At 44.7% G+C, this 21,607-nt stretch carries 20 protein-coding genes; 5 read left to right on the top strand and 15 right to left on the bottom strand.

Annotated features, from left to right (window positions below):
• Window positions 1-107: 107 nt before the first annotated feature.
• The 3 genes from ACYVAA_RS03155 (at window position 108) to cas6 (ending at window position 3,280) form a co-directional block, all read left to right on the top strand.
• Complete coding sequence (locus ACYVAA_RS03155; RefSeq protein ID WP_460538597.1) at window positions 108-1,193, top strand: AI-2E family transporter; 1,086 nt, start codon at window positions 108-110, stop codon at window positions 1,191-1,193.
• Window positions 1,194-1,203: 10 nt separating this feature from the next.
• Window positions 1,204-2,301, top strand: a complete 1,098-nt coding sequence (ychF, locus tag ACYVAA_RS03150) for a redox-regulated ATPase YchF (protein WP_460538596.1) — start codon at window positions 1,204-1,206, stop codon at window positions 2,299-2,301.
• A 109-nt stretch (window positions 2,302-2,410) separates the two neighbouring features.
• The gene (gene cas6 / locus ACYVAA_RS03145) at window positions 2,411-3,280 is read left to right on the top strand and encodes a CRISPR-associated endoribonuclease Cas6 (protein ID WP_460538595.1); all 870 of its coding nucleotides are present in this window, start codon (window positions 2,411-2,413) and stop codon (window positions 3,278-3,280) included.
• Window positions 3,281-3,360: 80 nt separating this feature from the next.
• Here the strand turns inward: cas6 and ACYVAA_RS03140 are convergent, their stop codons facing one another.
• Together ACYVAA_RS03140 and ACYVAA_RS03135 are read right to left on the bottom strand one after the other, a co-directional pair.
• Window positions 3,361-4,626 (bottom strand): type IX secretion system plug protein, encoded by a 1,266-nt coding sequence (locus tag ACYVAA_RS03140; RefSeq protein ID WP_460538594.1) that lies wholly within the window; start codon window positions 4,624-4,626, stop codon window positions 3,361-3,363.
• A gap of 105 nt (window positions 4,627-4,731) precedes the next feature.
• On the bottom strand, window positions 4,732-6,654 hold the full coding sequence (locus ACYVAA_RS03135) for an ABC-F family ATP-binding cassette domain-containing protein (RefSeq protein WP_460538614.1): 1,923 nt from the start codon (window positions 6,652-6,654) through the stop codon (window positions 4,732-4,734).
• Between the two features lie 98 nt (window positions 6,655-6,752).
• Here ACYVAA_RS03135 and ACYVAA_RS03130 point away from each other — a divergent pair, with 98 nt between their 5' ends.
• Window positions 6,753-7,946 (top strand): PQQ-dependent sugar dehydrogenase, encoded by a 1,194-nt coding sequence (locus ACYVAA_RS03130; RefSeq protein ID WP_460538592.1) that lies wholly within the window; start codon window positions 6,753-6,755, stop codon window positions 7,944-7,946.
• Window positions 7,947-8,075: 129 nt separating this feature from the next.
• On the opposite strand, the gene ACYVAA_RS03125 is transcribed toward ACYVAA_RS03130, so the two are convergent.
• Window positions 8,076-9,395 carry an ABC1 kinase family protein gene (locus ACYVAA_RS03125; protein WP_460538591.1) on the bottom strand — a complete coding sequence of 440 codons (1,320 nt, stop codon included), beginning with the start codon at window positions 9,393-9,395 and terminating at the stop codon, window positions 8,076-8,078.
• Window positions 9,396-9,401: 6 nt separating this feature from the next.
• Window positions 9,402-10,067 (bottom strand): TetR family transcriptional regulator C-terminal domain-containing protein, encoded by a 666-nt coding sequence (locus ACYVAA_RS03120; protein ID WP_460538590.1) that lies wholly within the window; start codon window positions 10,065-10,067, stop codon window positions 9,402-9,404.
• 330 nt (window positions 10,068-10,397) lie between these two features.
• On the opposite strand from ACYVAA_RS03120, the gene ACYVAA_RS03115 reads away from it, so the two are divergent.
• Window positions 10,398-11,720, top strand: a complete 1,323-nt coding sequence (locus ACYVAA_RS03115; RefSeq protein WP_460538589.1) for a S41 family peptidase — start codon at window positions 10,398-10,400, stop codon at window positions 11,718-11,720.
• A gap of 99 nt (window positions 11,721-11,819) precedes the next feature.
• On the opposite strand, the gene hisIE is transcribed toward ACYVAA_RS03115, so the two are convergent.
• The 11 genes from hisIE to trpD form a co-directional block, all read right to left on the bottom strand.
• A complete protein-coding gene (gene hisIE, locus ACYVAA_RS03110; RefSeq protein WP_460538588.1) occupies window positions 11,820-12,425 on the bottom strand; it encodes a bifunctional phosphoribosyl-AMP cyclohydrolase/phosphoribosyl-ATP diphosphatase in 606 nt (201 codons plus the stop codon).
• Window positions 12,426-12,472: 47 nt separating this feature from the next.
• Window positions 12,473-13,228 (bottom strand): imidazole glycerol phosphate synthase subunit HisF, encoded by a 756-nt coding sequence (hisF, locus tag ACYVAA_RS03105; RefSeq protein ID WP_460538587.1) that lies wholly within the window; start codon window positions 13,226-13,228, stop codon window positions 12,473-12,475.
• A gap of 92 nt (window positions 13,229-13,320) precedes the next feature.
• Window positions 13,321-14,040: a 1-(5-phosphoribosyl)-5-[(5-phosphoribosylamino)methylideneamino]imidazole-4-carboxamide isomerase gene (gene hisA / locus ACYVAA_RS03100; RefSeq protein WP_460538586.1), complete on the bottom strand. Its 720-nt coding sequence runs from the start codon at window positions 14,038-14,040 to the stop codon at window positions 13,321-13,323.
• Between the two features lie 2 nt (window positions 14,041-14,042).
• On the bottom strand, window positions 14,043-14,627 hold the full coding sequence (gene hisH / locus ACYVAA_RS03095; protein ID WP_460538585.1) for an imidazole glycerol phosphate synthase subunit HisH: 585 nt from the start codon (window positions 14,625-14,627) through the stop codon (window positions 14,043-14,045).
• A 232-nt stretch (window positions 14,628-14,859) separates the two neighbouring features.
• Window positions 14,860-15,642 carry a phenylalanine 4-monooxygenase gene (locus ACYVAA_RS03090; RefSeq protein ID WP_460538584.1) on the bottom strand — a complete coding sequence of 261 codons (783 nt, stop codon included), beginning with the start codon at window positions 15,640-15,642 and terminating at the stop codon, window positions 14,860-14,862.
• Between the two features lie 236 nt (window positions 15,643-15,878).
• On the bottom strand, window positions 15,879-16,898 hold the full coding sequence (locus ACYVAA_RS03085) for a bifunctional 3-deoxy-7-phosphoheptulonate synthase/chorismate mutase (RefSeq protein WP_460538583.1): 1,020 nt from the start codon (window positions 16,896-16,898) through the stop codon (window positions 15,879-15,881).
• A gap of 2 nt (window positions 16,899-16,900) precedes the next feature.
• The gene (gene trpA / locus ACYVAA_RS03080) at window positions 16,901-17,677 is read right to left on the bottom strand and encodes a tryptophan synthase subunit alpha (RefSeq protein WP_460538582.1); all 777 of its coding nucleotides are present in this window, start codon (window positions 17,675-17,677) and stop codon (window positions 16,901-16,903) included.
• Window positions 17,678-17,828: 151 nt separating this feature from the next.
• On the bottom strand, window positions 17,829-19,007 hold the full coding sequence (gene trpB / locus ACYVAA_RS03075) for a tryptophan synthase subunit beta (protein WP_460538581.1): 1,179 nt from the start codon (window positions 19,005-19,007) through the stop codon (window positions 17,829-17,831).
• 49 nt (window positions 19,008-19,056) lie between these two features.
• Window positions 19,057-19,683: a phosphoribosylanthranilate isomerase gene (locus ACYVAA_RS03070; protein WP_460538580.1), complete on the bottom strand. Its 627-nt coding sequence runs from the start codon at window positions 19,681-19,683 to the stop codon at window positions 19,057-19,059.
• Window positions 19,684-19,686: 3 nt separating this feature from the next.
• On the bottom strand, window positions 19,687-20,505 hold the full coding sequence (gene trpC / locus ACYVAA_RS03065) for an indole-3-glycerol phosphate synthase TrpC (RefSeq protein ID WP_460538579.1): 819 nt from the start codon (window positions 20,503-20,505) through the stop codon (window positions 19,687-19,689).
• 9 nt (window positions 20,506-20,514) lie between these two features.
• Window positions 20,515-21,525 carry an anthranilate phosphoribosyltransferase gene (gene trpD, locus ACYVAA_RS03060; RefSeq protein WP_460538578.1) on the bottom strand — a complete coding sequence of 337 codons (1,011 nt, stop codon included), beginning with the start codon at window positions 21,523-21,525 and terminating at the stop codon, window positions 20,515-20,517.
• Window positions 21,526-21,607 lie beyond the last annotated feature (82 nt).

Genomic DNA, 21,607 nt, shown 5'->3' with positions numbered 1-21,607 from the left:
CTGTACCCATTTTTAATCATCTGTACTGCACAGATTGAAAACCGCTAAAGGTAAATTTCTTTTGACCTTTTGTGGAATTGGTACAGTCTCTTTCCTATTTTTACTCCATGCAGAAACTCCTGATTTCGGTATTGGTATTCATTTTGGCCACCATACTTTTAGGCTGGTACTTCTCCAATATCGCATTTTATTTTATTATCTCCCTGGTCATCGCTGCCGCTCTGCGCCCCATGACCAACAGGATCAACAGTTTCCATATATTCGGTCAGCACATCCCGAGATGGTTGGCCATTCTTTTTTCCTTTGCCACGATAGGCATGATGCTCTTCCTGATTTCCTTGTTATTTGTGCCCTTGATCATCGCGCAGGTTGAAATCATCCAAAACCTTGATATCGAATTCCTTTACCAGCAGATCCAACAGCCCATTGATAAGATAGAAGCATTTCTGATCAAACTCAACCTGCTTTCTGATTCCCCAGGCTTTCTTTTTGAACAGTTCAAACAGACCATACTGTCCAGCCTGAGCGAGATCAATGTACAGGGTTTCCTTAACGGCTTTATTAACGCGACCAGCTCCCTTTTGATCACCTTACTGGCCGTGGTATTCATCACTTTTTTTCTTTTGTTGGAAAACGGGCTGCTTAGAAGAAACTTCATCAATTTGGTACCCAACAAGTACTTCGAACTTTCGGTGGCCACCTTTCATAAAGTAGAACGCCTGCTCTCCAATTATCTGGTGGGCCTGCTTATACAAATGACCTCCATTTTCACGCTTGCCTCGGTGGGCCTGTCCCTTGTCGGGGTCAAATACGCCCTTACCATTGCGGTCTTTGCCGCTGTGGCCAACCTTATCCCCTATGCGGGGCCGCTTTTGGGTGCCATTTTTGGACTGTTGGTAGGGATTAGTACGGGTGAATTTGTCCAAACCAGTGAAATGACCTTCCTCATTATAAAGATCCTGGCGGTATTCTCTGTCGTACAACTGACCGACAACCTTGTTTTACAGCCCTTAATTTTTTCTAAATCGGTAAAAGCGCACCCACTTGAAATTTTTGTTGTTATCTTTGCAGGTGCAAAAGTCGGCGGGGTACTTGGGATGATTTTCGCCATCCCGGTTTATACCATCTTCCGGGTTTCCGTAAAGGAATTCCACAAAGGGTATAAAGAATACCGCATATTTAGAATTAAATAGAAAAACATAAATGGCATTACAGTGTGGTATCGTTGGACTTCCCAACGTAGGAAAATCAACCTTATTCAATGCACTATCCAGTGCGAAAGCAGAAGCAGCTAACTTTCCTTTTTGTACGATCGAACCCAACGTGGGCGTGGTAACCGTACCGGACGAAAGACTTCAGATCCTAGAAAAACTGGTCAGCCCGCAAAGGGTAATGCCCACTGTGATCGAATTTGTAGATATTGCCGGACTGGTAAAAGGTGCCAGCAAAGGCGAAGGACTGGGAAACAAATTCCTTGCAAACATCCGTGAGGTTGACGCTATTGTACACGTGATCCGTTGTTTCAATGATGACAATGTGGTACACGTGGCAGGAAGTGTGGATCCTATCTTTGACAAAGAGGTCATCGACACGGAACTCCAACTCAAAGATTTGGAATCCGTAGAGAAAAAAATCATCCGAATAGAAAAAATAGCCAAATCCGGAGATGCCAAGGCCAAGAAGGAATTGGAAACCCTCAAGGTATTCAAAGCCGGTCTGGAAGCTGGAAAAAATGCCCGGGCCATTGATGTGGAAAAAGAGGACCTAGAGGCTATCCGGGACATCCACTTACTGACCATCAAACCGGTGCTTTATGTGGCCAATGTGGATGAAGCTAGCATCCTTACCGGCAACGAGCATGTGGAAAAACTCAAAGAGAACGTAAAAGATGAAAATGCGGAGGTAATCACCCTTTGCGCGGCAATAGAATCCCAGATTGCGGAGTTTGACGATCCGGAAGAAAAGGAAATGTTCCTGGGAGAATACGGCTTGGAAGAAAGCGGGCTGAACAGACTGATCAGAGCGGCATACTCTTTGCTTAATTTAATAACCTATTTTACCGCTGGTGTTCAGGAAGTTCGCGCCTGGACCATACAAAAAGGTTGGAAAGCCCCTGCCGCTGCAGGTGTGATCCATACGGATTTTGAGCGGGGTTTCATCAAATCGGAAGTTATCAAATTGGCCGATTACGAGAAGTTCAAAACCGAAGCGGCTTGTCGCGAAAATGGCAAAATTGCCATAGAAGGTAAGGATTATGTAGTCCAAGACGGTGACATTATGCATTTTAGGTTTAATGTTTGACATAATTCAGAATTTTATTGTAGTTTTGCCAACACACTTATTAATTACTTCGTTCGATAGAAGTAAGTGATATAAACTAAATATTGTTTAACTTTTCATTTTTAATGCCGTGAGAATAAGATTAATATTTTCGTTAAAAAACAAAGGCGCTTATTTACCCTTTCACCATCAGTACATTTTGGCCCAATTCCTTAAGGGTTTAATTGTCAAAGGTGGCCGTGAAGAGTTTTTCAACTACAATTACTTCAACTTCTCTGGTCTTAAAGGACAGACCAAAGTAAGTAGAAGTGGCTTACATTATTACTCAAGCTTAGTTACCCTAGTGCTTTCATCACCCAATGAAGACTTTCTTGACTATTTGCTGGAGCAAGTGTTTAAAACGCCAAAAATTGAGTTGGGAAATCTCATCATTTCACCCGAGTACACCGAAAAGGAAGCGGAACCAGAATTGGAGCCATCAAACAAGTTCGTTTGTATCTCTCCTTTGGTACTGTTGACCCCAGCGTTTAATGATGACTCTGGCAAGCGATTCATCAATCCGGACACCGATGAGTTTTCGGACTTGCTCTATGAGTCGACCCTGACCAGAATGGAACGTTCGGGATGGTATTCCCAGGAGCAAATGGAATCTTTCTATAAGTTCCAGGTAGTACCCGACATGAACTATGTAAATAAGCTGAAAGAACAGCAAAAGAAATTTGCTAGAATCTACTCCGTGTACGACATGGATGTCAAGTATGAAGTGAGAGGATACACCCTTCCTTTCACCCTTTATGCGGCACCTGAGGTACAGGACTTTGTTTTCAAATGTGGACTTGGAGCCTTTACACATAAAGGATTTGGTATGCTAGACCTTGCCAACAATTCCCCAAGTCAGCGCACTGAGCCTTATAAATTTAAAAGGGAAGGTTTTATTCCTTATAAGGCCAAGCAACAGGACCAGTCTTCAAAAGATGAAGACACCGAAAGCGAAGATTAAAAAACTGAAACCCTGATGGACACCATCAGGGTTTTTCTTTTCATGGGGTTTTAAAGAACCATCTGCCAAGACAAGGCAATTCAGAACCTTTTCTTGTTGGCGTTTACCGTTACATATCCAAGCAGCTCATCGTACCTGGATCCAAAATCCCTGTAATACACCAACACATCGTACTCGTTTTCGGTCTGGTAGTGACTCCCTTCTATGGGCAATGTATTCCAGCCACTTCCGCTTTTAAAAGCCAGCTGAAAATCATACCAACCTTGCTTGAGCAATAGTGAAGTCTGATAAACTCCCTTCCCGGCGTGATATTCCATTTTTGCTGCCTCAGTATTCCCCCAATTGGTCAGTGCGCCCAATAAATAGGGCTCCCCCTCAAGATCTTGCATTTCAGCATTGAAGGTGACCAGAATGTATTCACTTTCCAAATCTGGACTTCCCCTCTCCTGATTCTCTATGATGTACTGGCCATTGAGGTCCAAATACTCCATATAACTCATATCCGCCCTGGGCTTGCCTATCGCTGTCTCGGCATACACCACATCATCCTCCATCTTTACCGATACTATATTCCTCCCTGTAGTCCTTACGTACCTTAAGTCGATAAACCTGAACTCGTTTCCCGCATCAAAAATATTTTCTCCGTCGAAAAACCGGTATTCCAGTATCCCTTGGCCTTCCCTGATAAAGGTAGGCCTGCCCCCTACCTTGGCATTGTCCCAACGCCGGTTCTGGCGGACCACTACCTTTACATTATTGGCAGGGTCCATGAGATCCTTTCCTGCATAATTGACTTGAATATCCACCTGTTGACCGGTCATCCGTTCCCCCGTTTGATTAGGCGGCATCAGTTTCATCCCCACTTTTACCTGCTCATCATAAACCATAAACCGCTTGGTAAAAATCACCTCATCATCATTCCGTCCCCTGTATACCTTCAATATATAGTTCCCTGATCGTTGTACTGCAGGAAGTCGAAAAGTAAAGTGAATATAAGGTATGCGAGTATTGACCGAATATTCATATTCATTGACATTGAACTCATTGTACCTTTGAAGGTAATCAGCGGACCTAAGTCCCGAAACGGTCCAGTCTGCATTGCAGTGGATCAAGGTGGCTGAATACCTGTCTGGCTCATAGGCCAAGTCATCAAATTCCAATACCAATCCTTGCGACCTCATAGGGATCACAGGAGTATTTAATTGGGCACTGATTTCTCCACCTTCCCTATATAGCTGAACTGATTGGATGTTTTCCTCATACACTTTTTCATCCAAAACCTCCTGGCCCTGGACTACTTGTAGCATGCAGAAAAATAATAGTGACAAAATTCCCAAATACCTCATAAATTCATTGCGTTAACAGGCTGCCAATATAAAAAATAATGCCAAGCTTCCCTCTTCATGAGGAAGGCTTGGCATTATTCATTCATGCTTATGCTTCAGACCTACTCAGGAAACCGCTTCCTGCAAGGCCTCAATGGTTTCGGCCAGCTGCTCCCACGAACTGTTAAGCACTTGTTCTTTCTTCTTTAGCTGCTCATAGTCCTTATTGACTTTGGCCGCTTCGGCTTCATCCTGAAAAACCTCCGGGTCGGCCAGCTTGTCTTCCAGCACGGCTTTTTTATCCTCAAGCTCCATGATCGCCGCCTCTACCTCTTCCAGCTCTTTTTCTTTTTTCTTCAGGTCTTTCTTGGCTTGGCTTACCTCAGATTCATTTCTAACCACCTTTGGCTTGGCCGCTTTTTCTTTTTTTGCCGGAGCCGCCGAAGTATTTTCTTGCTGTTGGGACTTAAACAGACAATATTCCTCATAGCTACCAGGATACTCTTTGATTTCCTGGTCCTCAATGTACCAAATCTTATTGGCCACTCCTTTTATGAAATGCCTGTCGTGCGAAACCGTAATAAAGGTGCCCTCATATTGCTGCAATGCCTGAATAAGGATATTGACCGACTGCATGTCCAAATGGTTGGTCGGTTCATCCAACAACAGGAAGTTGGCCTCTGAAATTAAGGTTTTGGCCAGTGCCACCCGGGACTTTTCTCCTCCGGAAAGCACCTTGATCTTTTTGAACACATCATCATTGGTAAACAGAAAACAGCCCAGAACATTTCTAAGCTCTGTTTCTGTCTTATCGCTTCCGGCTTGCACCATCTCCTGAAGGATCTCATTATTGACATTCAATGCCTCCAGCTGATGCTGCGCAAAGAACGACTTGATAACATTATACCCTTCTTTGCGCTCCCCTCCTATATGCTCGTCCCCATCAATGATCCGCAGCAAAGTAGACTTTCCTTTTCCATTGGCTCCGATAAGGGCAATTTTATCCCCCCTTTCTATCCGGGCAGAACTGTCATTTAAGATATGTAAATCGCCGTAGGACTTGGACACGTTATCCAACGTGATCACATCCCTTCCGGACTGTTTGGAGAATTTGAACTTGAAATTTACAGAAACATTGTCGCTGACCACTTCATCCACCTTTTCCATCCTTTCCAATGCTTTCACCCTTGACTGCACCTGGTTGGATTTAGAGGCCTTGGCCCGGAACCTTTCTATAAAGCGCTCCGTGTCCTTGATCATCTTCTGCTGATTCTCGTAGGCATTTTGCTGGATTTCTTCCCGCTCTACCTTTTCTTGCTTATAGAAAGAATAATTACCCGCATATGGCGTCAGTGACTGACGGGAAACCTCTACCGTTGTTTCGATACAGTTGTCCAGAAAAGTCTGGTCGTGGGAAACCACTATCACAGCCCCTTCATAGGTCTTCAGGTAGTTTTCCACCCACTGGATGGAAGGTAGGTCAAGGTGGTTGGTAGGTTCATCAAGCATCAAAAGAGAGGGCCTTTCCAATAGTAACTTGGCCAGCATCACCCGCATTCTCCAACCTCCAGAGAAAGTCTTAAGGGGCCTTTTGAGATCTGCCGTGGAGAAACCTATCCCTTCAAGCACTTCTTCGGCCTTGGCCTTAATGGTATACCCTTCATTGGCCTCAAACCGCTCCTGCAGCCTGGCCAACTTATTGATGACCTCATCCGAATAATCCGTTTCCATCTGCTTCAATACCGCATCGATCTCGTCCTGTAGCTGCAAGGTCTCTTTAAAGGCCTCCAAAGCCACCTCCAAGATGCTGTCATCGGTTTGATAGGAAAGCAAGTCCTGGTTCAAAAAACCAATGGTACAATCCTTGGCCTTTTGAATCTCCCCTTTGCTGGGCTGGTAATCGCCGTTAATGATCTTCAACAAAGTGGATTTTCCGGTACCGTTCAAACCTACTAGACCAATTTTATCTTTGGGCTTGATATGAAGGGAGGCATTTTCATACAATGCTCTTCCGCCGATGTAATAGGATAAATTATTGATGGATAACATGCTGCAAAAATAAGGATTCTCTCGATCATATATCATTCTCGTGAAAAAATTAAGTTTTTTACTAACTTGAGAAAAGATCAATCATACCTAAATCAGCCATGAACTGTTACAAAACCCTAATCGGAGTCCTATCCCTCAGCTTACTGTTGTGCTCATGTTCGAATAATCATGAAAGCAAACTTCCCATGATAGAAGCGGAGGATGGTCCAAACCGTATCGACATTTCCAATGATTCTGCGGAGGTAAAATTGGAAACTATCCAGCTGCCCGATAACTTCTCCATCGATGTTTGGGCCGCCAATGTCCCCAATGCCCGCTCTCTCAGCATGTCAGAAGAAGGAATTGTCTTTGTGGGAAACAGATCGGAGAAAAATGTTTACGCCCTGGTCGATGCTGATGGAAATGGCAAAGCGGACTACCGCTACACCATAGCAGAAGGCCTCAATTCCCCCAACGGCGTGGCCTACAAAGACGGTGACCTTTATGTAGCGGAAATCAATAGAATTTTAAAGTTTCCGGATATCAAAAACCACCTGACCAAGCCAACATTTGAGGTAATCTATGATGCCTACCCCGAAGAAGGGCATCACGGATGGAAATTCATTGCCTTTGGGCCGGACGATTTACTATACGTCCCTGTAGGTGCTCCGTGCAACATCTGCGACCCTGAAGATGCTATTTTCGCTTCCATTACCCGAATAGATGTTAAGTCCCCTAACATCCAACCTGAAATCATTGCCCATGGGGTAAGAAACACTGTTGGCTTTGATTGGCATCCGGACAGTAAAAACCTTTGGTTTACCGACAACGGCCGTGACCATATGGGTGATGAGGTTCCGGAATGCGAACTCAACGAAGTTACGGAAGCGGGGCAACATTTTGGCTACCCCTATTGGCATGAAGGTACTGTGAAAGACCCCGAATTCGGTGATGCCGGCGAAGACCCATCCAATTACGAAGCACCTGTGGCAAAAATGGGCCCCCATGTCGCCCCTTTGGGAATGCGATTTTATAAGGGAAACCAATTCCCTGAAAAGTATAAAAAATCCATTTTTATCGCCAAACATGGCTCATGGAACAGAAGTAAAAAAAGCGGCTATGTCGTATCCAACGTATCCTTGGAGGACAGTGAGGTAACTGGAGAATCGGTCTTTGCCTCAGGATGGCTTGATGAGCCAAGCCAGGAAGTGTGGGGCAGACCTGTCGACGTTCAGGAACTTCCTGACGGTAGTCTACTGGTGTCAGATGATATGGCCGGATGTATCTATAGAATCTATTATTCTGAAGAATAAAAAAAGTGAAATTTTATAGCCACAGATAAAATGGATGAAACAGATGAAATGAGGTGTTCTCCCCTATTCCAGTTGCGTTGATCCTGTTTATCTGTGACTTTATTCCTTAACAACTTCTATTAAATCATTTTATTCAAGCCAATCCGGTTTGGTGGTCTTGATCTCGGCCTGAAGCTGGTTCAGCAGACTGTATAGCCCAAAATAGGTCCGGTTGACATACAGTCCATGTTTCGACCCTCTGGCCTGCCGGGACTTTTTGAACATCTTGTCATTGGACACGCGGTCACTCAGTTCAAATATCTGGTCGAAATAAGAATCATCAGCAAAATCAAATTCATCCTGGTGAAAAGGCCTTCCGATCAGGGAGATCATTTCCCTAAAGACCGATTTAAAGAACTTCTTTTCCTCTTCACTGTCCTGATCCGAGATAAATTCCAAATCGTAAAACACCTTGTCCAGCTCTGCCTGATTGGCCGTCAGCTCTTTCTTGATCAAACTGAAATATCCTTGATAAAAATCCTCCGGAATCACTTTCACACATCCAAAATCAATGATTCCCAAAACCCCGTCCTCTTTGATGATAAAATTGCCCGGGTGCGGATCGGCATGTACCTGCTTCAGCATATGGACCTGATGATGGTAAAAATCCCAAAGTGCTTGACCTACCCTGTCCCTATCCGCTTGAGACGGTTTGGTCGACATCCATTCTTTGATATGATTTCCCGATAACCAGTCCATGGTAATGACCCGTTCACAGCTCAACTCTTCATAGTAAACCGGAAAGGAAAGGTTGGGAATATGGGCACATTCGCTGGATATTTCCTTGGACCGACGCACTTCCAATTCGTAATCGGTCTCTTCCAAGAGCCTTTCCTCCACTTCAGAAAGATAATGCCGCAATTCCTTTTCACTGATATTCAAAAGGCGGAGCGCAAAGGGTTTTACCAACCTCAAATCAGCGCTTACACTGTCCGCAACCCCCGGATATTGGATTTTAACGGCAAGTTTCTTTCCCTTGAGGGTAGCTTGGTGCACCTGACCGATAGAGGCGGCGTTTACCGCTTCCCGTGTAAAATCATCGAACATCCTGTCCGGGGTTTTGCCGAAATACTTTTGAAACGTTTTTACCACCAGCGGATAGGAAAGCGGAGGGGCACTGTATTGGGCCATGGCAAATTTCTCCTGATAGGCCTTAGGCAGCAGGTTCTTGTCCATTGACATCATCTGGGCCACTTTCAATGCACTCCCTTTCAGTTCACTTAGGGAAGTATAAATATCATTGGCATTGTCCTTATCCAGTTCTTCTCTGGACAGCTGGGGATCAGCTATTTTCTTGGCATAATGACGCACATAATTCCCGCCTACCTTTGCTCCTGTTTTGATGAATTTGGCTGCCCTTTGTACCTTCCCTACAGGGATTTCCCCTTGTTCTCTTTTATCTGCTTCCATCTGATTTTATTTTGCTTGGTAAAGGAATTTGGCAAAATCCACAAAAGTGTCTAAGGCACTTTTCCCCATTAGGTCAAATGCCAGGTTGACGGATTTTTCAATGGCCTCATCGGTTTTTTCGAAACCTGCGGAATGGTCCTTTACCCAAAACCTAAAGACAAAAAGTACCTGTAGCCAAATGGCCTCATCGTATTTTTCGCTGATGTAGGGGCGCTTGGCAATTTCCTCTGTCTCTTCTCCTTCTTCCAGAATCCCTTTTACGTATTCTTTAAAGTCTTTCCTAAATCCATTCAATTCGCTGGGCAGTGACCACTGGGGCAGCTGTTGCTCACCGTAAAGGGCCAAAAGATAGCTTCTGTCCTTTTTGAGTTCTTCGATCCAAGTATAAAAAAATGCCAGGAGTTTTTCTCTGGAACTGTAGTCCTTATAAACCTCCTGGGACTCCAAAACCTCTTGGGTATTTTCAAATATCTCCTGCCAAACAGCACGCTTTACCCCGATGAAATTGGAGAAAAATGCGTAAAAATCCACCTCCTTCATTTTCAGCTCCTGGGTAAACTTAAACACAGAAGAAGGTGCTTTTCCATGATCCAAAATATGCTTTTTAAAAGCGTTGATGATTTTTGCCCTTTTATCTACTTTGGTTGTTTTTTTTGTGCTCGTTTTTTCCATGATCATTTTGATTTACTCCTCTTATAACAATGAATGCGTGAAGGAGGTTTTAAATTTTCGGGAATAATCCGCTACATTTGAAATTGGCTTGACTTCAAATCTGATTACACGCTTTCTTACCACAAAGGAACTTTGGTGTATTCGCTTTTCTGATGTTGCAAATAAATTACACCAAAACAATCCGCATTAACTTGGCTTTGGTAGATGCGAGTACATCTTCTTGATGATTTTGTTTACTGGCACAATTGTGGATAATCATAATTCATGAACCCAAAACCATTGGCCGCAGTTATTACGTTAATATTTCCGTCGCACATGATAAACACATTGATGAGATCTACTTTCTATACCTTATTCGCACTTATAATTATCTTGTTTTCGGGTACATCCTGCCAGGACGAAATCGATGACCCCATCTATATACAGGACACGGTAAAAACCGCCATCTTCGCCAGTATGCATGAGTGGTACTTCTGGAACGAGGAACTTCCCCAGCATGTTGACTTCTCTGTTTACCAATCGTATGGGGAGCTTTTGGAAGCACTGAAATACAAGGAACTGGACCGATGGTCCTACCTTACCACCCCTGAGGCATTTGACAAAGCCTTTACCGGACAAAATGTGGGACATGGATTTGGCTGGGCCCTGAACAGTGAAGAAGAACTGTACCTGGCCTTTGTGTATGAGGACTCCCCAGCCGGAAAAGACGGATGGCAAAGAGGATGGAAGGTCATCCAAATTAATGACCGGAAAATTGCAGACTATAAAACATCGGCAGGATATCGTTTCGACCTTGGGGCCAATGAAAGCGGCCAAACCAACACCTTCACCTTTGAACTGCCAGATGGTTCTACCATCACAAGAACCATCCCTAAAGAAAACTACCAATCCAACTCTGTTCTTTACAAAGGAACCATTGATAGAAACAATGAAAAAATCGGATACCTCGCGTACAATAGCTTTAAGGCTACTGCAGGCCTCTCCCCGACCCAAAGTACAGAAGTGAAGGAAGCCTTTGACTACTTTGAGTCCGAAAACATCGATGAGCTGATCATAGATTTGAGGTATAATGGAGGTGGTTCCGTCAGTGTGGCAGAACAAATCATGAACAGGCTTGTTCCCGCCTCGGCCGATGGAAAGGTAATGTACACCAACCGCCATAATCCTAACAAAACCGATCTGGATGATGCCACGGCTTTTTCAAAAGAAGGGGGGCTTGAATTGGGCAGGATCTTCTTTATCACTTCCGGTGGCTCTGCCTCAGCCAGCGAGCTGACGATCAACTGTCTAAACCCCTATATGGACATCTTACTTATCGGCCAAAACACCTATGGCAAACCTGTAGGGGCCTTTCCTGTTTCAGCTTTCAACAAAGCGCTTAAAAAATATCAGGTAGAATTGGTCCCCATCACCTTTTCCACTGCCAACGCCGATGGAAAGGCAGAATACTACGAAGGCTTTCCTGTTGATTACAGGGCCACGGATGGACTTTCTTATGATTGGGGAAATCCTGAAGAACCAAGGTTAAATGCGGCCCTTCATTATATCTCCAACGGAAGCTTCCCACCTTCGGAAAGACAACTCATTCAAGAACCTTCCTGGAAAATGATCGATGATTTTGAGGGCTTGCAAAAGGAATTTCCTGTCTATTGACAGGAAATCCTCCCTTATAGGATATAAATCAACCACAGACAAAAACTCTTCTATCCGTGTTAATCTGTGGTTCAAATTTCAAAAACCTGGTCCGCTTAATTATTTTTGATGCCTTTGGATAAGTACTTCCATCACCTCATCCAACTCGTAACCTTTGGCTTCCAATAACACCAAATAGTGGAACAGCAAATCCGCTGCCTCCCCCATAAAAAGGTCCTTATTATCGTCCTTGGCTTCAATAACGATCTCTACCGCTTCCTCTCCCACTTTCTGGGCCACCTTATTGATTCCCTTGGCAAAAAGAGACGCAGTATAAGACTTGTCCGAAGGATTGTTTTTACGGTCTTTGATGATGCTCCTCAGATGATCGATAAAAGCCGTTTTGGAATCATTCTTCTCATCAAAGCAAGTATCTGCCCCGGTGTGGCAAACAGGCCCCACAGGGTTCACTTTGATCAGTAATGTATCATTATCACAGTCCACGCTGATGTCTTTGACCAACAGGAAGTTCCCCGAAGTTTCCCCCTTGGTCCAAAGTCGCTGCTTGGTTCTGCTGAAAAAAGTCACCTTTCCGCTTTCTTGTGTTTGCTTCAGGGCTTCCTCATTCAAGTACCCCAGCATCAACACCTTATTGCTGTTGGCATCCTGAATGATGGCCGGCACCAAACCGTTTACTTTTTCAAAATCTATCTTTAAGTCTTCCATTATTTACTCCTGCTTTTTCACAGGTTTGTTCACTAAAACTATCTCTATTAAATCCTTGTACTTACCCCTGCTTTGCCCAAATACCCTTTTAACTCCGGGATACCTATTTCCTTGAAATGGAAAATACTGGCTGCCAAGGCCGCATCCGCTTTTCCTGCAGTAAATACATCCATAAAATGGGGCATACTTCCTGCTCCACCGGAAGCAATTACCGGTATTTTGAGCGCAGAGGAAATTTCACTGGTCAGATCGTTGGCAAAGCCTGCTTTGGTGCCATCATGGTCCATACTGGTCAACAGTATTTCACCCGCTCCCCTCTCTGCCACTTCTTTGGCCCATTCCTGGGTCTTCAGCAAAGTAGGCTTCCGGCCTCCATGGGTATGGACAAAATCAATCCCGTCGATGTTCCGAGTATCTATGGCCACCACGATGCACTGACTGCCAAACTCCGCGGCCATTTCATTGATAACCTCCGGCCTCTTCACTGCCGCCGAATTGATACTGATCTTATCCGCACCGGCGCTTAACAATACCTTTACATCTTCTACAGTGGAAATACCTCCCCCCACAGTAAATGGAATATTAATGGCTTTGGCTACCCTAGTCACCAGATCTGCCAGTGTTTTCCGCTTATCCACGGTAGCGGTGATATCCAAAAACACCAGTTCGTCAGCTCCTTCATCCGAGTAAACTTTGGCCAGTTCCACCGGGTCTCCGGCATCCCTAAGATCCACAAAATTCACTCCCTTCACGGTTCGCCCGTCCTTAATATCCAAACAAGGTATAATTCTCTTGGTCAACATATCTTTTATTTTGAAGCCATTGGGTCAGCAATGCCGGCCCCCGCCCTAATAACTCTGTAACTTAATCACCTAATAACTGTATCACCCACTAACTACCCCACAAATGAAGCAAGCTGTTCTAAAGAAATCCTTCCCTCGTAAAATGCTTTTCCCACGATAGTACCAAAAACCCCAATCTTCTCCAGCTCTTCCAGATCCCTTACTTCGGAAACCCCTCCGCTTGCGATCAATCTAATGCCTGGGATTTCCTGAAGAATTTCTTTATATAGATCGATGGATGGGCCTTGCAACAAACCGTCTTTAGCCACATCCGTGCAGATCACATACTTAATTCCTTTGGCATGATAGGATTTGATAAAATCTACCACATCAGCTTCGGTGGTCTCCTCCCATCCGCTGATGGCGATTTTTCTGTCTTTGGCATCGGCTCCCAAAATGATCTTCTCTGCCCCATGCTTGCTGATCCACCCTTCAAATAACTCGGGATTTTTTACTGCAATACTTCCTCCGGTCACCTGTGATGCTCCCGCTTCAAAGGCCATTTGTATGGTTTCATCAGACTGGACACCGCCACCAAAGTCCACCTTTAAGGAAGTATTGGAGGTGATGCTTTCCAGCACCGCCTTATTGACGATGGTCTTGGCCTTGGCTCCATCCAAATCCACTAAATGTAGCCTTTTGATCCCTGCACCTTCAAACTTCTGGGCTACCTCCAAGGGATTGTTGGCATATTCCTTTTTTTGTCCATAATCTCCCTGGGTCAAACGGACACATTTGCCCCCTATAATATCAATTGCTGGAATGATTTCCATGATTACAAATTCAAGAAGTTGGTTAATATTTTTTCTCCGGAAAGGCTGCTTTTCTCTGGATGGGCCTGCATGGCATAATAATTATCCCTGTGCAAAAGGGCACTGAAGTCCTCCAGGTAATGCGTACTGGCGATGGTGTATTCCGGATGGATCTCCGCAAAATAGCTATGGACATAATACACGTAATCATTATCATTCAAGCCTTGGAGCAGAGGACTTTTCAGGTTTTCCAGATTATTCCAGCCCACATGGGGGACTTTATCCAATGGAGGGAACCTTTTCACCTTGATGGGAAAAACCCCCAAACATTCCGTGTCATTTTCTTCCGAATGTTCACAAAGCAACTGCTGGCCCAGGCATATCCCGAAGAAGGGCTGTTTCAACTCCTTGATCAGCTGGTCCAGCTTTCTTTCCTTCAGGTACCTCATGGCCGAACTGGCCTCTCCCTGCCCCGGGAAAATCACCTTGTCCGCCTTCTTGATTTCTTCTATATCATCGGTCAACCTGGCACTCACGCCCAATCGCTCCATGGCATACAATACCGACTGAACATTCCCGGCATTGTACTTAATGATGGCTACATCCATTTAATTTATCACTGCTTAAAAGCTAAATAGACCTCAAAGTCCTAAAGGAAGCTTCAAGGTCTATTGCTTCGGTTTCTAATTTCCTGTGCTGTTCCACAGCTATCTGTTCAATTTTCCGAACACCCAAAATTAAACAATATTCCCTATTTATGAAGGTATTCTTGTCTCTATTTGGCACCAAGATGGTTTTTCAGAATTTTTGCCCCTTTGACAAAAAAGCTAAACGGACCGCTTAATCCACCGAAGAATTGGTCAGTTCCTCTTCCAAACGCTTCTCTATTTCGGGGATGGAATTATACAGCTGCTCGTAGCTTTCTATGACAAAATACTTGTCCTGAAATTTATCCTTCCAATAGGGGGTTTGTAGCATCCTTTTCACATCATAATCAATATGCGCAGGCTCATTGCTAAGACTGAATTTGGTCTCTCCAGCGGAACTCAGGATCCCCGCTCCATAAATCTTCAGTTCACCTTCCTCCCTGATCAATCCAAACTCAATGGTAAACCAGTAGATCCTGGAAAGCAGTTCTATCGCCCACTTATTGTCAATATGCTTCAACGCAATCCCGCTCAGGTCTTCCAAAAAGTCCACATAAGGCTGATTGGTAAGCAAGGGCATGTGGGCAAAGGCATCATGGAACATGTCCGGTTCTTCCAGGTAGTCGAGTTGTTTCATTTTGCGCAACCAGGTGGAAGAAGGAAACCGCTTGTTTCTTAACAGCCCAAAAAAGAGGTCATCATCAATGAGTCCGGGCACCACCTGGATTCCCCATCCGGTAGATTGGGCCAGAATCTCATTGACTTCCTGGAAATTGGCAATCCGCTCAGGACTAAAATTGATCTCTTTGATCCCTTCCAGATAGGCACGCGAAGCTGCCTTGGGAAGATTGACAATCTGCCTTTCATACAGGATTTTCCACACTTCAAAATCCTCTTTGGTATACGCCTTGTAATCCTGCTGCATTTCCTTTAATCTGGGATCCTTAAAGACCCAATCTGCTGATTTGTCTGCCATACTATATTTGGGTTAGTTCCTAATAAATTTACGATAATTATTTTGACCATGTTCAAAAACAAAAAGGCCCAATCCAAATAGGATCAGGCCTTTAACTATCTTTACAGTTTTGTATACAACAGCACCCCTAATCCCTTATGGAAAGGATATGGTAGTAATAGCTGTAATATTTTACTGTTTGATGCTGAATCATGATGGACAAATATACATGTTCATGAATTGATTACCAACTGTTTTTATAACAGATCAAATGTTTTTCTCATAGCAAAGGTCTGCCTGATCTGCTTGGCCAACTGGGCACTCTGTGCGAAATCAAGGGTTTGCTGACCATCCGAAAAGGCTTTCTCCGGCACCTCATGGGCCTCATAAATGATCCCGTCGGCTCCTGCCATTACTCCTGCCAGGGCCATTTGGTGCACAAACTTCCGGATACCTATTCCATGGGATGGATCCACTACCACTGGCAAATGCGACTTATCTTTTAGAATTGGCACTGCATTCAGGTCCAATGTGTTTCTGCTGGCTTTCTCATAGGTCCTGATTCCCCTTTCACACAAAATCAGTTTCTCGTTTCCACCTGAAAAAACATACTCTGCAGACTGCAAAAGCTCTTCTATGGTACCTGAAATCCCCCGTTTGATCATTACAGGTTTGTCCACCTTGCCCAGCTCATCCAACAAGTTGAAGTTTTGTGTATTTCGGGCTCCTACCTGAAAAACATCCACATAATCAAGCATTTCCTCAATTTGGGAAACCTGCATCACCTCAGTGATGATCTTGATCCCCGCCTTGCTGGCCAGGTCATGCCACAACTTCAGGCCTTCGATACCTAAACCACGGAAAGCATAAGGACTGCTTCGGGGTTTGTACACCCCTCCACGCATGATCTTGATGTCATTTTCCTTAAGGTGATCGATCACTTTTACAATCTGCTCTTCCGTTTCGATGGAGCAGGGACCTGCCATAACAGCCATATCGCCCTCTTTGATAAACACCCCGTCACCCAGATCAATAGAAGTATGTTTTACCTTCCATTTCTTGGAGACCAGCTTGTAGTCATCGGAAACAATATGGATATCCTGGATGCCCTCATGGTGTCCAAATTTCCTGATGTCAAAATCAGATTTGCCTATCCCCACCAAATACGTTCCCTCTTGAGTGGTTACTTCAGTGATTTTATAGCCCACCTTACTGATCTCATTGATCAGATTTTCTTTCTGTGCTTCCGATATATCCGGTTTTACCTGTATGATCATGACTATCCTTGTTTTACTGCTTGAATATACGTTTTGATGTCCTGCTGTAGGTCTTTGGCCTCTCTCAGCACCTTGATAAAGGCACTTCCTATGATGGCTCCATTGCTGTAAGATGAGGCTTTGGAAAAAGTATCGTGATCAGAAATCCCAAAACCTATCAATCGGGGGTTCTCCAAATCCATGGCCTTTACCCGCTCAAAATAATCAATTTGTTGATCGCTGATACCCGTCTTGGCCCCGGTAATACTGTGGGATGAAACCATGTAAATAAAGCCATCCGACTGCTGGTCTATCTCCCGGATTCTTTCCACACTGGTTTGAGGCGATATTAAAAAGGTGTTGCGCAACTCGTATTGGTCAAACAATGCCTTATAATCTTCCTGGTACTGTTGAATAGGAAGATCGGGCACAATCAATCCATCTACGCCCACCTCATAGCACTTTTTGCAAAAGGCCTCTATCCCGTACTGAATGATAGGGTTAAGATATCCCATCAACACCACCGGAATGTTTACTTTTTCCCTCATCCCTTCCAGCTGGCTGAACATTTTTTTCATGTTCATCCCATTATCAAGGGCCACTTTGTTGCTTTCTTGGATAGTAGGACCATCAGCCACAGGATCTGAATAGGGCATGCCTATTTCAATGATATCGGCACCGGCTGCTTCTATCGCTTCCATGATGGGAAGAGTATCCTCAAGCTGAGGAAAACCGGCCGTAAAATATATGGAGAGTATATTCCCCTTTTTGTCTTTAAATAATTGATCTATTCGGTTCATGCTATGTGATTGAAAGATTGAAACATTGTAAAATTGAAAGCACACCCCTTCTTTCCCTCTTCAACTTCACCGACAATCCTCTTTTATCTTTTCTCTTGGTTCTTTATTCTTAATACTTAATACTAGCTACTTGATACTAGCTAGTTTGCACCTAATATCCGCCCCACTTTATATAGGTATCCAAATCTTTATCTCCCCTACCGGAAAGATTGATCACAATGATGTCCGATGATTTGAACTTCACCTGGTTCAATACCGACAGGGCATGGGCAGATTCAATAGCTGGGATAATACCTTCCAGCCTGCTCAATTCCACACCAGCTTTCATTGCATCTTCATCGTTGACGGCAAAGAATTCCCCTCTTCCCGAATCGAAAAGGTGGGCATGCACCGGGCCAATGCCTGGATAATCCAAGCCAGCGGAGATAGAATGAGGCTCTACCACCTGTCCATCCTCTGTCTGCATCAGCAAAGTCTTGCTTCCGTGCAATACTCCAGGAGTACCCAAAGCAGTCGTCGCGGCTGATTTGCCTGAAGCAACCCCCAGTCCTCCAGCTTCCACTGCTACCAAACGCACCTCCGGTACATTGTAATAGTGATAAAAAGCTCCCGCAGCGTTACTTCCTCCACCTACACAGGCAATTACCAGGTCAGGGTTTTCCCTGCCTTCCTTCTCTTTCAACTGACGTTTGATCTCTTCACTGATGACCGATTGGAACCTGGCGACCATCTCTGGATAAGGATGGGGTCCCACGACCGAACCGATGATATAATGGGTATCCACTGGATTGTTGATCCACTGCCGCAACGCTTCATTGGTGGCATCTTTTAGGGTCTGACTCCCCGAAGTGGCTGGTACCACTTCTGCGCCAAGGATGCGCATCCGCTCGACATTCGGTTTTTGACGCTCCATATCGATCGCACCCATATAGACCGTGCATTCCATCCCCATAAGCGCACAAACGGTTGCCGTGGCCACACCGTGCTGACCAGCCCCGGTTTCGGCAATGATCCTTTTTTTACCGAGCTTTTGGGCCAATATGATCTGGCCGATCGTATTGTTCACCTTGTGGGCACCGGTATGACAAAGGTCCTCCCTTTTTAAATAAATTTTGGCTCCGTATTTTTCTGAAAGCCTTGCCGCATAATACAAGGGCGTTGGTCTTCCCACATAATCTTTTAGAAGTCCATGAAATTCTTTTTTGAACTCCTCGGATTGCATGATTTGCTCATAATTGTTCCTGAGTTCCTCTACATTGGGATACAGCATTTCGGGGATGTATGCCCCACCAAACTTGCCATAAAACCCTTTTTCATCAACTTTAATCATAACTTTATCCTTAATGCCTTCTCCAATAAGGCGAATATGGTTTACTATTTTAACTTGCCCTGAGGGCGGATACAAATGTCCTGATCTTGGCCACGTCCTTCAAAGCCGGCTCAAGCTCAAATTTTGAATTAATATCAATTCCAGCCATCAAAGGCACTTTTTTCTCCAGTTGGCGGATCGCCACCACACTGTTTTCATCGATTCCCCCACTCAGCAAAAAGGGCTTTTGCAAAGGGTAGGTTTCCAGCACCGACCAATCAAACTTCTTTCCAGAGCCTCCAAAGTGTTTCGTCTGGGTATCAAACAGAAAATACTTCACATAAGGCTCAAATACCCTTAGCTCCTCCCAGTCTATATCCTTTTTCACCCGGAACACCTTGATGATTTCCGCCCTTGTTTTGGAATGAAGTTCCTTCACATAGGCGGAGTTTTCATCCCCATGAAGCTGCACATAAGATAACTTGAAAGCTTCCACCGTTTCCAGGACCTCGGATAAGGAAGCATTGACAAACACCCCCACTTTGGCCACCTTCCCACTTGCCAGCACAGAGGAATCCCCCTGAACAAAACGGGAAGACTTGGAATAAAAGATCATCCCCATCAAATCCGGGGAAACTTCTTCCAACAGTGCCTGTACATTGGCCGGTTCACGCATTCCACAGACTTTTACCAACATGACCTAGACTTCCTGAGCGTCAAAATCAGGACTCAGCTCCTTGTATTTATTCATAAAATTAAGCGCGGCCTGATGGGGACGGATTGATTTCATAAAATTCTCACCGATCAGAAAGCCATCAAATCCGGCAGCCTTCAGCTCCACCAGGGTCCTGGGATCTGAAATGCCGCTTTCGGAGATCTTCACAAAGTCAGCAGGAATCTTGTCCACCAGACCATAAGAAGTATCCAAAGAAACATCAAAGGTTTTCAGGCTTCGGTTATTGACCCCTACCAGGTCCAAGTGCGGATTAAGTGCCATCTCCAGCTCTTCCAGATCATGTACTTCCATCAGCACTTCCATTCCCAATGAATGGGCAAAAGACGCCAATTCTTCCAATCTCTTGGGCTCCAGGGCCGCTGCAATAAGAAGAATGCAATCAGCCCCAATGGACTTGGCTTCTACAATCTGGTATTCGTCGATAATAAAATCCTTTCGCAGGATAGGACAGAAATTGAATTTCCTGGCAGTGGTCAAGTCCTCATTGGCCCCTCCGAAAAAATCCTTATCCGTCAAAACGGACAAGGCAGAAGCCCCGGCCTGCATATACCCGATGCTGGTTTTCTCCACAGAAGCCCCGGCATTGATCACTCCCTTGGAGGGGGATTTGCGTTTAAATTCTGCTATGATCCCGGTTTTATCCTCCCTGGTGACATATTTCTTCATCGAAACCACTTTACTGTCAAAGAAGATGCTCCGCTCCAGCTTCTTTACCGGAACCAAGCTTTTGCTTTCCGCTACTTCTTCCTTTTTTCTGGCGATGATTTTATCTAGTATATTCATGTTTTTCTGTTATGCTACGGATATCGATTTTTTTGGATTCACCAAGGCCTTGAACACCTTCATCGCTTGGCCTCCCTTCAGGGATGCTTCGGCCTTTTCAATGGCCTCTTCAAAAGTCAACTTTTGATCAGCCGTATAAAGAGCTGCAGCAGAATTGGCAATCACCACGGCATTTTGCTCTACCGTACCTTTCCCTTGAAGGATGGTATTAAATATTTTAGCGGATTCTTCTATTGTCTTCCCTCCCGCTATACTTTCGGCATGCACTTTAGGCAAGCCAATTGAGGCTGGAGAAATCACACGCTCACCCCGGTTTGAAATCATCTTAAAATCCCCCGTTAGGGAAATTTCATCATAGCCGTCCAGGGCATGCAACACACTGAACTTGGCATCATTGTTTTGATAAAGATATCCGTACAACCTTGCCAACTCCAAGCTGAACACCCCCACCAACTGCTTTTTAGGGAAGCTGGGGTTTACCATTGGGCCGAGCATATTGAAAAAGGTCTTCACCCCCAAATCTTTACGGATAGGCCCCACATTTTTCATGGCCGGATGAAACAGAGGGGCATGAAGAAAACAAATACCCGCCTCATCCAGGTTTTTCCGGATCACATCAATGTCATTGGTGAACTGGTAACCGAACTGGGCCAGGAGATTGGAGGAGCCACAAATGGAAGACACCCCATTATTACCGTGCTTGGCCACATGCTGACCCGCACCAGCCACCACAAAGGAAGACAGTGTGGAAATATTAAAGGTATCTTTTCCATCGCCTCCGGTACCACAGAGATCCATCGCATCATACTCTGCGATCTCCACTGGGATGCATTGCTCAAGCATCGCTTCTCTAAAACCAGCCAACTCCTCCACGGTAATGCTCCGCATCATATAGACGGTCATAAAAGCCGCCATCTGACTGGTGTTGTATTGGCCTGAAGTAATATTTTTAAGCACCTCCTTCGCCTCCGCTTTCCCTAAGGTTTGATGTTCTATAAGATGATTTAAAATCTCTTTCATGCTTGTGTTGATTTAAGGAACGCCATGTCCCTGACTTTTATGGTTGTTCGTTTCTTTACTCTGTTAAGTTAGTGATTACTGG

The organism is Echinicola sediminis, from assembly GCF_054777495.1.
This window is presented reverse-complemented; position numbering and strand designations above follow the sequence as displayed.